Annotated in this window: 11 protein-coding genes and 1 pseudogene; 6 read left to right on the forward strand and 6 right to left on the reverse strand. The window is 35.2% G+C overall.

What is annotated here, in order from left to right; translation table 11 throughout:
- Window positions 1-12: 12 nt before the first annotated feature.
- From UH7x_RS12735 to UH7x_RS12745, 3 genes are read right to left on the reverse strand one after another with little or no spacing between them, the layout of a single operon-like run.
- Window positions 13-897: a dienelactone hydrolase family protein gene (locus UH7x_RS12735; RefSeq protein WP_482360305.1), complete on the reverse strand. Its 885-nt coding sequence runs from the start codon at window positions 895-897 to the stop codon at window positions 13-15.
- Window positions 898-915: 18 nt separating this feature from the next.
- Window positions 916-1620, reverse strand: coding sequence for a LytR/AlgR family response regulator transcription factor (locus UH7x_RS12740; RefSeq protein WP_482360306.1), 705 nt, complete (start codon window positions 1618-1620; stop codon window positions 916-918).
- Between the two features lies 1 nt (window position 1621).
- Entirely contained in the window at window positions 1622-2644 is a 1023-nt protein-coding gene (locus UH7x_RS12745; protein ID WP_482360307.1) for a sensor histidine kinase, read from the reverse strand.
- 187 nt (window positions 2645-2831) lie between these two features.
- Here UH7x_RS12745 and UH7x_RS12750 point away from each other — a divergent pair, with 187 nt between their 5' ends.
- The 3 genes and pseudogenes from UH7x_RS12750 (at window position 2832) to UH7x_RS12760 (ending at window position 6978) form a co-directional block, all read left to right on the forward strand.
- The gene (locus tag UH7x_RS12750; RefSeq protein WP_482360308.1) at window positions 2832-5213 is read left to right on the forward strand and encodes a TonB-dependent receptor; all 2382 of its coding nucleotides are present in this window, start codon (window positions 2832-2834) and stop codon (window positions 5211-5213) included.
- A gap of 77 nt (window positions 5214-5290) precedes the next feature.
- Window positions 5291-6397, forward strand: coding sequence for an acyltransferase family protein (locus UH7x_RS12755; protein WP_482360309.1), 1107 nt, complete (start codon window positions 5291-5293; stop codon window positions 6395-6397).
- Between the two features lie 56 nt (window positions 6398-6453).
- Window positions 6454-6978: pseudogene (locus tag UH7x_RS12760) on the forward strand (SDR family NAD(P)-dependent oxidoreductase).
- Window positions 6979-7194: 216 nt separating this feature from the next.
- Here UH7x_RS12760 and UH7x_RS12765 read toward each other — a convergent pair.
- Window positions 7195-7341, reverse strand: a complete 147-nt coding sequence (locus tag UH7x_RS12765; RefSeq protein WP_482360310.1) for a hypothetical protein — start codon at window positions 7339-7341, stop codon at window positions 7195-7197.
- Between the two features lie 66 nt (window positions 7342-7407).
- Window positions 7408-8241 (reverse strand): helix-turn-helix domain-containing protein, encoded by an 834-nt coding sequence (locus UH7x_RS12770; protein WP_482360311.1) that lies wholly within the window; start codon window positions 8239-8241, stop codon window positions 7408-7410.
- A 180-nt stretch (window positions 8242-8421) separates the two neighbouring features.
- Here UH7x_RS12770 and UH7x_RS12775 point away from each other — a divergent pair, with 180 nt between their 5' ends.
- The 3 genes from UH7x_RS12775 to UH7x_RS12785 all read left to right on the forward strand — a co-directional run bounded on the left by UH7x_RS12775 (window position 8422) and on the right by UH7x_RS12785 (window position 11752).
- Complete coding sequence (locus UH7x_RS12775; RefSeq protein WP_482360312.1) at window positions 8422-8916, forward strand: cupin domain-containing protein; 495 nt, start codon at window positions 8422-8424, stop codon at window positions 8914-8916.
- A 99-nt stretch (window positions 8917-9015) separates the two neighbouring features.
- The gene (locus UH7x_RS12780) at window positions 9016-9483 is read left to right on the forward strand and encodes a (2Fe-2S)-binding protein (protein WP_482360313.1); all 468 of its coding nucleotides are present in this window, start codon (window positions 9016-9018) and stop codon (window positions 9481-9483) included.
- A gap of 10 nt (window positions 9484-9493) precedes the next feature.
- A complete protein-coding gene (locus UH7x_RS12785) occupies window positions 9494-11752 on the forward strand; it encodes a xanthine dehydrogenase family protein molybdopterin-binding subunit (protein ID WP_482360314.1) in 2259 nt (752 codons plus the stop codon).
- A gap of 42 nt (window positions 11753-11794) precedes the next feature.
- Here UH7x_RS12785 and UH7x_RS12790 read toward each other — a convergent pair whose 3' ends face one another.
- Window positions 11795-12478, reverse strand: a complete 684-nt coding sequence (locus tag UH7x_RS12790; protein WP_482360315.1) for a cell division ATP-binding protein FtsE — start codon at window positions 12476-12478, stop codon at window positions 11795-11797.
- Window positions 12479-12581 lie beyond the last annotated feature (103 nt).

Raw genomic sequence — 12581 nt, forward strand, 5'->3', positions numbered from 1 at the left:
GGTTAAGCTAATTTATTCTAAATTTTTCTCAAAGAATTCTATTGTTCTGGTCCACGCTAATTCCGCAGCTTCACGATCATATCTTGGCGTTGTATCATTGTGAAAACCGTGATTGGCATTTTCATAAATATAAGCTTCATATTCTTTTCCATTAGCTTTAAGCGCACTTTCATAAGCTGGCCATCCTTCGTTTACACGTTTGTCTAATTCGCCAAAATGAAGCATTAATGGCGCATTTATTTTTTCAATATTTTCTTTTGGTTGACCACCGTAAAACGGAACAGCTGCACCTAAATCAGAAACTTTAACTGCCATCATATTTGAAATCCATCCGCCAAAGCAAAATCCAACAACACCAACTTTACCGGAACATTCTGGGTGGTTTTTTAAATATTCAAATGCGGCAATAAAATCTTCTAACATTTCATCACGGTCTCTTTTACGTTGTAATTCACGGCCTTCATCATCGGTGCCTGGATAACCACCAAGTGGAGTTAAAGCATCGGGAGCTAAAGAGATAAATCCTGCTAATCCAGCACGTCTACCTACATCTTCTATATGCGGATTTAAACCTCTGTTTTCATGCACTACAATAATGCCAGGTAGTTTTTTATCTGCGTTAATTGGTCGTGAAAGTAAACCTTTTATAGTACCACCACCTTTCTCCGATTTGTAATTAATAAACTCAGATTTTAGGCGAGAATCATCTTGGGTTATTTGAATTTTCTTTACATAATCTGGCGAAATAAATCCGAGTAATGAAGAAACTGTTAGTCCGCCAACTGCATATGTAGATAGTTTGTCTAAGAATAATCTTCTACTTACTCTATTGTGTGCATAATCGTCGTAAAGGTCAAATACTTCCTGTTTAATGTCTTCTTTTTTTATCTCTTTCATGGTGTAGAAATTAAAGTGTTAATGTAAAACAAGTTTCATGAATTCTTCTTTAAAAGCACGACCTATTGGTAGCGAAGTATTCTCATTAATTTGAACTTGATTCCCCGAAATTTTTTCAATTTTCGATATGTTAATAATAAACGATTTATGAATACGAATGAATTTTTTAATATCTAAATTACTTTCCCAATAGCGAAGCGATTCTTGGGTGAGGTGTTTTTTTTTGATGGTAAAAATTTCGGTATAGTCAGCATCTGACTTAATATAAAGAATTTCGTCGATATTAATTTTTATATGTTCGTATCCAGATTTAATAAATAGTATGTCATTTGTATTTACGATTTTTTCAATTGGTATATCTGAATTTCTTTCACTAGATAAAGTCACTTTAGAAATTGCCTGAGTAAATCGCTCAAACGAAAAAGGTTTTAATAAATAATCAAGTACATTATATTCATAGCTTTCTAAAGCATATTCTGAAAACGCAGTGGTTAAAATTATTTGGGGTTTAGATTTAAGACTTTTTAAAAAATCGATTCCGGATATTCTGGGTAAGTGAATATCCAGAAAAATTAAATCTACAGGTTCAGTTTTCAAAAAGGCCATGCATTGAATAGCATCAGCATAGGTTGCTCTAAGATTTAAATTATCCATTTCACCTATGTACTTCTGCAACACTCTTTGTGCAGGTGGTTGATCTTCAACGATAATGCAGCTAATCATTTTAAACTGGTTTTAATTCCATTTTTAAAGATACGTTGTAATTATTTTCACTTTCATCAATCTGTAAAGTATGTGCATTTGGGTATAAAAGTTGCAAGCGTTTTTTTACATTTTTCAAGCCTATACCTTTTGATAAGCTTTCGGTATTTCCAAGAGGGTGAAATGTATTAGAACAATTAAAATTTAATATTCCATCGTCATCAACAACTAGGTTAATTTTTATGCTAATATCTTTTGATTGACTAGCGGTACTGTGTTTAAAAGCATTCTCAATAAAAACATTTAGGATTAACGGGGCAATTTTAAATCCAGATTTAGCCATTGTAGTAGAAATATCAACTGTACCACGTTCTTCAATTTGAAGCTCATTAAGTTTGGTGAAATTTTTCAGATGTTCAATTTCTTTAGTAAGCAACACAAATTTTTCTTTACAATCGTAAAGCATATATCGAAGTACCGATGAGAGTTCAAGTATTATAGACGGTGTTTTTGGCGATTGCATTATTGCATACGAATAAAGGTTGTTTAGATTGTTAAATAAGAAGTGGGGGTTAATTTGAGATTTCAAAAATTGCAGTTCACTATCGCGAACAGATACTCTTAATTCGTCTACTTCCATTTGCTTTTTTGATGCATCCCATGCAAATTTAAAACCTGCTAAAATTGTAATTACAGGCATAACATCTAAGAGGCAATAGATTACACCTTGAAAATGTTTACCTCTTGTGTCTGGATAATATATTTGTTCAAGTACAAGTTCTTCTATAGCAATAATCACTGCTATCATTATAGAAACATATAAAAAGAAAAGTAGATATTTTTTTCGATAGAAAAAACGAGGCAAAAGCACAAAGTTTATCACCAAGGCACCTAGAGCATAATTTAAATAAGCTACTATTTTAAATTCGGGTATTTGCGGTTCGTTTCTATCAAAAGAAAAGAATAAAAATAAAACAATATTCAACACCACTTGAAAAATCACTTCTTTCGAAGTATTGTTTAAAAAATGTTTTTTGGTGCTCATATTATAAAAATAGTATTTTAGTTTTAGGTGATATTTTAAAATACTGCCAACGACAGATTTATGTAGTTAAACGCCATATGTTTATTTTAAATGTCGTTTACATGACTATCGCTGTCGTTCAAAGAAAATGAATTGATTTATTGAAATAAAATTCTATATTTTACTATACAAAATTTTAATTGGGATTATGAAGAGCAACATGAAGTATCTATTTATGTTAGTATTCTTGCTTTTAAATTTAGGGATTGTTTTTGGGCAAACGAATACAACAACTATTGTTGGTAAAGTTGTAGAAAGTAACAATGAGCCGATTGGTTTCGCTACTGTATTGGTGGCGGATTCTGAAACCAAGAAACCAATTGAGGGTACCACAACTCTTGAAGACGGTAGTTTTACATTAGAAACAGATGCAGTTAATTTTTATATAGAAGTTAGCTTTTTAGGTTTTCAAACGAAATCGTATGCCCAGCCCCCTGCACAAAATAAAACCATAGATTTAGGTGAAGTAGTCTTAGTTGAAGATGCTGAACAACTTGAAGAAGTCGTGGTGCAAGGTGAAATTTCTCGTACAGAGTTTAAACTAGATAAGCGAGTTTTTAATGTAGGTAAAGATTTAAGTTCAACAGGTGCTAGTGCATTGGAGATACTAAATAATGTGCCTTCTGTAAATGTAAATATAGAAGGAGAAATAAGTTTACGTGGTAGTCAAGGTGTACAAATTCTTGTGAATGGAAAACCCTCAGTAATTGCTAGTGAACAAGGAAATACATTAGGTACAATTACTGCGGACATGATTGATAGGGTAGAGGTAATAACTAACCCGTCTGCCAAGTATGACGCCGAAGGAACATCAGGTATAATCAATATTGTAATCAAAAAAGAACAGCGAAAAGGTTTAAATGGATCAGTATCAGTAAATACTGGTGCGCCGGATGCGCATAGTATTGGAGTAAGTTTAAATCGTAGAAGTGAAAAGTTTAATCTCTTTACACAAATAGGTTTTGGCGTACGTGAATTGCCACAAGATAAAATTAATAGAAATGTTGACTTGGTAAGCGATACTACTATAGTTTCATCGGGAACAGAATATAGAAATGAAACCTATTATAATATTGTTTTGGGAACGGATTATTACATCAACGATTCTAATGTATTAACCCTATCCGGTAATTTTGCGATGGAGATTGAAGATCAACCATCGAGTACAAATTTCAGTGAAATTGCTGGTGCAAATGAAATCGTTTCTGAATGGCAACGAACAGAAGTAACGGAAGCAACGAATCCTAAATTGCAATTTGAATTACAGTATAAAAAAGATTTTGAAGGAGATGAAGATCATAATTTAGTTTTCAGTTCGTTGGGAAGCTTTTTTGCTAAGGATCAATCTTCTGAATTTTTTAATACTAGAATTAGTGGTGACTATGTTGATTCGCAACAAAATACTCGAACCGATTTTAAAGAGGCAGTTTATACTTTTAAATTAGATTACACGAAACCATTTTTAGAACACTGGAAAGTAGAGACAGGAGCGCAATATGTTTTAAATGATGTTGCCAATGATTTTGAGGTAAGTAATTTTGATGGTATCAGTTTTGTGTTAGATCCTGGTTTAACTAATGTTTTTGAATTTCAACAAAATGTACTTGGTCTCTATGGTACTGGTTCATACGAAGGTGAAAAATGGGGTGTAATGGCCGGTCTGCGATTGGAGCAAACAAGCTTAAATACTTTACTGGCTAATACAAACCAAGAGAATGAACACGATTATACAAATTTCTTTCCAAGTGCTCATACTTCGTATAAATTTTCAGATAAAATCTCAATTCAGGCAGGATATTCAAAACGAGTTTACCGCCCAAGAATGTGGGACTTAAATCCGTTTTTTAATATCAGAAACAATTTTAGCATACGACAGGGAAATCCCGATTTACAACCAGAATTCACCGATTCGTATGAAATAAATAGTATTTACATTTTAGGAAGAGCATCCTTAAATTTTGGAGTATACCACCGATATACAACAGATGTAATCGAACGTGTTTCAATTTTTGAAAATCAAGTAAACACCGTGCGACCAGAAAATATTGGGGAAAACAACACTACAGGAATTGAGTTTAATGGAAAATATAGTCCATTGAAATGGATGACCCTGAATGGTGATTTCAATTGGAGCCAATTTGATCGTGTAGGTACTTTTGAGAATACTGTTTTCGATTTTAATGGCAACCAATGGACTTCTAAATTAATGGCCAAATTTAAACTTCCTGCTGATTTTGAAGTAGAAACTACTGGAAGTTATAAATCTGAGGTTAAAACTGTTCAAGGTATTCAAAGTGATTATTTATTTATGGATATGGGTGTTCGTAAAAATATAATGAAAGGTAAGGCTGTATTGAATTTAAGTGTACGCGATTTGTTTGCTTCCCGAATTAATGAAAGTCTAATTGCACAAAACGATTATGAAGTATACAGTCGTGGGTTACGTGGTACTTTTGTTGCATTAGGTTTTAGTTACGGTTTTGGTAAAGGAGAAGCAATGCAATATTCTGGTCAGAAGAGAAGGTTTTAAAGTTTAGAATGATCATAAATTTGCAAGTTTGTGTAAATTGCATCTGACAAAAATTTATAACCAAACCAACCAAACTAATGTCAGAAAAGAGAAAAGGACGTTTACTCTCCTTAGATACATTACGTGGCTTCGATATGTTTTTTATTGCAGGAGGTGGGACTTTCATCACCTTATTACATGGTAAAACAGGAATGTCATGGGTAGACACAATTGCAAATCAATTAGAACATGTTCCATGGAATGGCTTCGTTTTTTATGATTTTATTTTTCCTTTATTTCTATTTATGACAGGTGTGTCATTAACATTCTCATTACGTAATGGGATATCTAAGGGCATTCCCAAAAAGAAATTATATAAAAAGGTTTTCACTAGAATGGTAATTCTTATTCTATTAGGGTTACTGTATAAGAATAGCCCATTTCCATATTTCGAACCTTCTAAAATTAGATTGGGTAGCGTTTTGGGTCGTATTGGTATTGCTAGTTTTATTACCTGTTTGTTGTACTTGAATTATTCAACAATTAAACGAGCATATTGGATTGCAGGAATTCTTATAGCATATTACGCTGCTATGTTTTTGGTGCCCGTTCCGGGTTACGGAGCTGGTGATTTATCTTTTGAAGGCAATTTAGTAGGTTGGTTCGACCGAACTTTTTTGCCAGGTAGACTTCATCAAGTAACATTCGATGAGCTTGGCATATTAACCACTTTTTCGGCAGTTTGTATTGCTATTTTTGGAAGCATTGCCGGGGATATTCTTAATAGTAAATCAACGGAAAATAAAAAAACGAAAACCCTAATTATTGTAGGTGTGATATGTGTTGTTATTGCCTTAATTTGGAACTTGCATTTCCCTATAAATAAGCGACTTTGGTCAAGTTCTTTTGTGACGCTAACTAGCGGCTTGGGCTTTTTGATAATGGCATTGTTTTATTGGGTTATTGATGTGAAAGGCTATCAAAAGTGGACTTTCTTCTTTAAAGTAATTGGGATGAACTCCTTAGTTATTTACTATGCCTACCGATTTATAGAATTCTCATACACATCAGAACAATTGCTAGGCGGTATTTATTCACCGTTACCAGAAAAGTGGCATGAAGTAATTAATGCTTTAGGGGCTTTAGCATTGGTTTGGTTATTACTTTACATACTTTATAAAAAGAAAATCTTTGTCAAGATTTGAGATGTTCAAATTTTAAGAATAGCACTGTAATGATGGGAGCGATTCAAAAAGTTACAATGAGACTTGAGGGTAAAGTAGTTACTGTAATTGGTGGAGCAAGAGGAATAGGAAAAGCTATCGCAGAACTCTTCGCCAAAGAGGGAGCTACTGTAATTATCATAGATCTTTTACAAGAAGGGCGATAAGTAGCAGATTAGATAAATTTGAATAGTGGTAAAGCGGAATATCATGCTGTTTCGGTAACGGACAAAAAGGCTATTGAAAAGCTGTTTGAAGCTGTATATTCCATATATGAAAAAATAGATATCTTAATAAATAATGCGGGAATTGCTCGAGATAAAACACTCGAAAAAATGTCTGAAGAGGCTTTGGATGCTTTAATTGATGTAAACTTAAAAGGAGTCTTTATATGTGCACAAGCAGTAGTGCCTTATATGAAAAAAAATAAGTATGGTAGAATAGAATGTATTAAAAAAAGTGGCCCTTTACAATCTGCAGCCCAACCTATAGATATTGGGTACGGTAATCTTTATCTTGCTTCAGATGAGGCAAGTAATGTATCGAGAATGTCTTACAATTGATGGCGGAATTTCTAGATAAACTAGTTGTTGAAATACTAATCCTAAATTTTCAATAGAGCATCCTATTTTTATTTGGCGAGTAACCCACTTTTTTCTTAAACTGTCAACTAAAATGATTGGGATATCTAAAACCTAAATCGTAAGCTATTTCACTTGCTGTTTTGCTAAATTGGAATGCTCTATCTTTAGCCTCTTCAGTTAGATTATCCAGATTAGTTATAAAACAGATTTACCTGTTTCTTTTTTTACCAAGTCACCAAAATAGTTTGAGGATAAATGTAATTTTTCAGCAAAATACCCAACCGATGGGAGTCCTAATGTTTTGGGTTTAACTGGGTTTAGGTATTTCTGAACTAAAAACATCAAACCTTTATAAAGAACTTTGATGAACTACCTCTAGAGGTCAAAAACTGACAGTTATAAATGGCATTATTCTAATCGATTTCTGTATTGGGTTGGAGTTGTGCCTAAAACTTTTTTCACATACCTCGTGAAAAACGAGCGACTTGAAAACATCATGGTATCGGCAATTTCTGCTATACTAAGATTTTTATTCTGCAAATAAAGAATAATACGTTCTTTTACGTAACGTTGGATCCATTCAGAAGCTGTTACACCTGAGTTCTGTTTGCATACAAAATTCAAATATTTGGGAGTGACATTAAGTTTATTTGCATAATACTGTACTTCTCTTTCTAATATACAATGCTCTTGAATTAAATGAACGAACCGTTCGTACAATGACCCGCTTTGCAAGGTGCGTTTTCTTCGCTCGTACTCCTTGGCAAACGTGTGCCACATTTCAAGAATGAATACTCTCAATTGTAGTTTCAAAATCTCATCATAAAAACGATGTTCCCTATTTTGGAATCTTTCGTGTATCATTGTAAAATTTGATAAAACCCTTTGCCTATCATTCTTTTCTTTCAATTGTTTGATAGGGTATTGACGGGAATGCAGTATGGAATCTATACTCCAACTTTGGTTGGGGATATTATCATCTAAAAAACGTTTTTCTACCAACAAAACCGTTGCCTTAAAGGCTTTGGAAAACACCAAATTCTTCAATTGGCTTTCAGCAAACCAGAACAAAAATTCATTGCCTTTGCAAGTCATCTCAATGTTATTGAACAGAAAAGAAATACTTCCTTGATGGCAAAGCAAATGCGTATGGTAGTGCGTATTAAAATCTATCGGAAATCCTGTTTCCTTCGATAATTCCAAAAGCACAATGCGAGGCTTATTTTGACCTAGTTCTTTCAATTGAGTTATTATTTTTATAAAAATAAGTGATATTTGACATTATGTACGTAATTGGTGTAACAAATGTAGATTAGAGATTTTTATTTTTGTCTAAGGTTGTTTCCAAAGATGTTCCTGATGATGTTATGGTAGGAGGTGCTTTTGCAAAAGAAATAATCAATAAAATTTAAAATAGATAAAATGAAAATAACAATAACACTCGCAATTGCCATCCTACTATTGTTAGGTCAAGCCTGCAACACAAAAAATGATAAACAAGAAAATACGGAATCGGACAAGACCGAATTGAATGCCATTTTTCCAAAGGGCAAAAAAGGTTCGGATGAATGGTTTACCGGGAATGCCTATGCTATTCGATTGGTTGCACCAGATTCAACACTCACAACACTTGCTGGTAATGTTCATTTTGAACCAATGGCAAGAAGCCATTGGCATACCCACCCCTCAGGTCAAATACTGATTATTACCGATGGGGTCGGCTATCACCAAGTCGAAGGGCAAGAAATTGAAATCATCAAAAAAGGGGATGTGGTAAAATGTCCGCCTAATGTAAAACACTGGCACGGGGCAAGCCCTGACGTAGGTTTACAACAACTTTATATTATTCCCAATACGGAACAGGGGATTGTAGAATGGATGGAACCGGTAACAGATGAAGTCTATAACGCTAAATAGCCCAAAAATAATTGATTTACGTAAGGTTAATAGTACTAAACCTGATATAGAATTGAAAAAATATCTTAATTTAAAGGAACTCAATTAAAAGCATCTACTATGGCAAATTTCAGTTTAAAAGTTAATGGACAAACAAAAGAAATAGATGTAGACCCAACTACCCCAATGCTTTGGGTGCTACGAGATCATCTAAAATTGGTAGGAACAAAATTTGGTTGTGGTATAGCACAATGTGGGGCATGTACTATTCACTTAGGTGATAATGCGGTTCGTTCTTGCCAGCTACCAGTTTCTGCCGTTGGTGAGCAATCGATAACGACCATTGAGGGGCTTTCTGTAAACGGAGATCATCCTGTTCAAAAGGCTTGGTTGGAAGTAGATGTCTACCAATGTGGTTATTGCCAAGCCGGTCAAATTATGAATGCGAGTGCATTTTTAAAACGAAATCCTAACCCTACAGATACAGAAATTGAAGATACTATGAATGGAAATATTTGCCGTTGTGGTACCTATACAAGAATCAAAAAAGCAATAAAAATTGCTGCTGAAGCCCCATCTAATTCCTAAAACTGAATTTATGACACTTTTAAAAACAAACATAGGAAGACGTTCTTTTATAAAAAATACTAGCCTCGCTGGGGGCGGACTCGTTTTAGGTTTTAGTTGGTTGAATTCTTGTAAGCCAGAAAAAGTGGCAGAAATGGCGGCTATTGAAATGCCCGAAGAATGGTTCGACATGAACTCTTATCTTAAGATTGGCGATAACGGTCTCGTTACCATTTACACCCCCAATCCTGAATTCGGTCAAAATATCAGAACTTCAATGCCTATGTTGGTGGCGGAAGAGTTAGATGTGGACTGGAAAAACGTACTAGTAAAACAAGCACCTTATCATGAAGAAAAATATGGTTTTCAATTCACCGGAGGTAGCAGAGGAATAAGTGCTAGATGGCAACCCCTTAGAATGGCTGGAGCTACTGCTAGGCACATGTTGAAAGAAGCAGCTGCGCAAAAATGGCAGGTGCCTGTAGATGAAATTACCACAGAGGCTGGGGTATTGCAACACGCACCTACGAAAAAATCTGCTGGGTACGGTGAAATGGCTTCGGTAGCAGCAACGCTTGCCGTGCCAGAAGTAGTACAATTAAAAGAAGTAAAAGATTTTAAACTAATCAGCCGCTCACAAAAAAATGTAGATGCAAAAAGTATCGTTACTGGCGAACCCATGTTTGGAATGGATTACCAAAAGGAAGGAATGTTAATCGCCATGATTGTACATCCACCCGCTTTTGGCATGACCTTAAAATCAGTTGATAGTGAAGCGGCAAAAGCCATGAAGGGCATCAAAGATATAGTTACTATAAAAAGCTACAAAGAGGGATTTCAAAAACACGGTTTTGATACCAACGCTTTTCCTGAACTAGTTGCGATAGTAGGTAACTCTACATGGGAAGTCATGCAGGCCAAAAAGAAATTAAATGTGGACTGGAAGCCCATTACTGCAAGTACTGAAATTTTCAATGGTTTTTTTGGAATGGAAACAAGAAATACCCCTGCAGCATTAGAATCTAGTGACACCCATAAGACACAAATGGCAGCCCTTGCGGCTATACCTGGAAATGTTGTTCGTAAGGATGGGAATCCTGAGGATGCATTCCGTAAAGCAACAAAGGTTTTGGAAAGAAGCTATTCGGCTCCTTTTCTTGCGCATAATAGTATGGAGCCTATAAATGCTTTTGCACATGTGGAAGGTGATACCGTGAAAATTGCTGCGCCTATTCAAATTCCAGCCTTTATTATTCCTACCCTTGCTAGTAGTTTGGGTATTCCGAAAGAGAATATTGAAATGGAATTGCCTAGAATGGGTGGCGGTTTTGGTCGAAAGGGCTATGCGCACTTCGTGGTTGAAGCAGCCCTTATATCCCAAAAGGTAAGTGCTCCTATAAAATTAATATATAGTCGCGAAGATGATATGACGACAGGAATTTATCGTCCTACTTATCACGCGACCTACCGCGCTGCATTTGACGAAAAAAATAATCTAACAGCTTTACATGTGAAGGCTGGCGGAATACCAGAAAGTCCGTTATTCGCTAATCGCTTTCCTGCTGGTGCCATTGATAATTATATGGCCGAAGAGTGGAGCATTGATTCTAATATTACCATAGGTGCTTTTAGAGCCCCAAGATCCAATTTTATGGCTGGTGCCGAACAGGCATTTTTAGACGAAGTTGCCGAAACCATGGGCAAAGACGCCATACAATTTCGATTGAATCTATTAAAACGAGCAAAGGAAAATCCGGTCGGTGAAAATAATGAATACGACGCCAATCGCTATGCCGAAGTTTTGGAACTGGTTCGGGAAAAATCGGGTTGGAAGACAAATGACACTACGAAACATCGTGGCGTTGCTGCCTATTTTTGTCATAACTCTTATGCCGCACATGTGCTAGATTTAAAGATAGAAAATGGCAAGCCTGTGGTGGAAAAAGTTTGTTGTGCCATTGATTGCGGCGTTGTGGTAAATCCTGATGCGGCTACGAATATGGCAGAAGGTGCTATAACCGATGGTGTAGGAAATGCCCTTTTTGGAGAATTGCCCTTTAAGGACGGGGTACCTCAGAAAAATAATTTCCACCAATATCAAATGATTCGGATGAAAGAAACGCCAAAAAAAATCGACGTGCATTTCGTGCAGAATGAAATCGACCCAACAGGTATGGGAGAACCTCCATTTCCACCTGTTTTCGGTGCGGTGGCCAATGCATTGTATAAAGCTACAGGAACAAGGCATTATAATCAGCCATTTATTTCAGAGAAAGTAATAAAAGGATAAACACTTTTAATTAATTATTGTTATGGTAGAATCTTAAAGCTTTTATCCAGCACGCTGTATAACTTCAAATACACGGTTGCCATCTAATTTTAAGGTTTTAGAAGGGAATTTTAGAATCAAGGCGTAATCATGTGTTGCCATTAAAATGGTGCGTCCTGCTTTGTTAATGTCTTGCAATACTTTCATGACTTCAACACTGGTTTGTGGGTCCAAATTTCCAGTAGGCTCATCAGCAATTATTAATTCTGGGTCATTTAGTAAAGCTCTTGCAATTGCAACACGTTGTTGTTCACCACCCGATACTTGGTGTGGGAATTTAAAACCTTTGGTTTTCATGCCAACTTTTTCAAGAACTTCTTGAATTTTCTTGTCTATTTTATTACTGTCTTTCCAACCAGTAGCTTTTAAAACAAAAAGGAGGTTGTTGTAAATATTTCGGTCTGGTAGTAATTTAAAATCTTGAAAAACGATTCCTAATTTTCTACGAAGAAAAGGAATGTCTTTTTCCTGAAGTTTAGTCAAATCAAAATCCACAATTTGGCCAGTACCCTGGCGTAACGGTAAATCACCATAAAGTGTTTTCATAAAACTGCTTTTACCGCTACCAGTTTTACCAATGAGGTATACGAAATCACCTTTATTTACCTGAAGACTAATATTGTTTAGTACCAGACTTTCTTTTTGAAAAACCGCTACATCCTTAAGTTCTAGTATTGCTTCTGACATTAGCTATGCTTGTATTTTATTGTAGGTTTCGTATTAATAATCTAAATTATTAATAAAACTACTTACAGCTTTGTTGATATAAAAGTAATAAGTTATAACCGAA

The organism is Aurantibacter sp. UH7 (genome assembly GCF_056839165.1).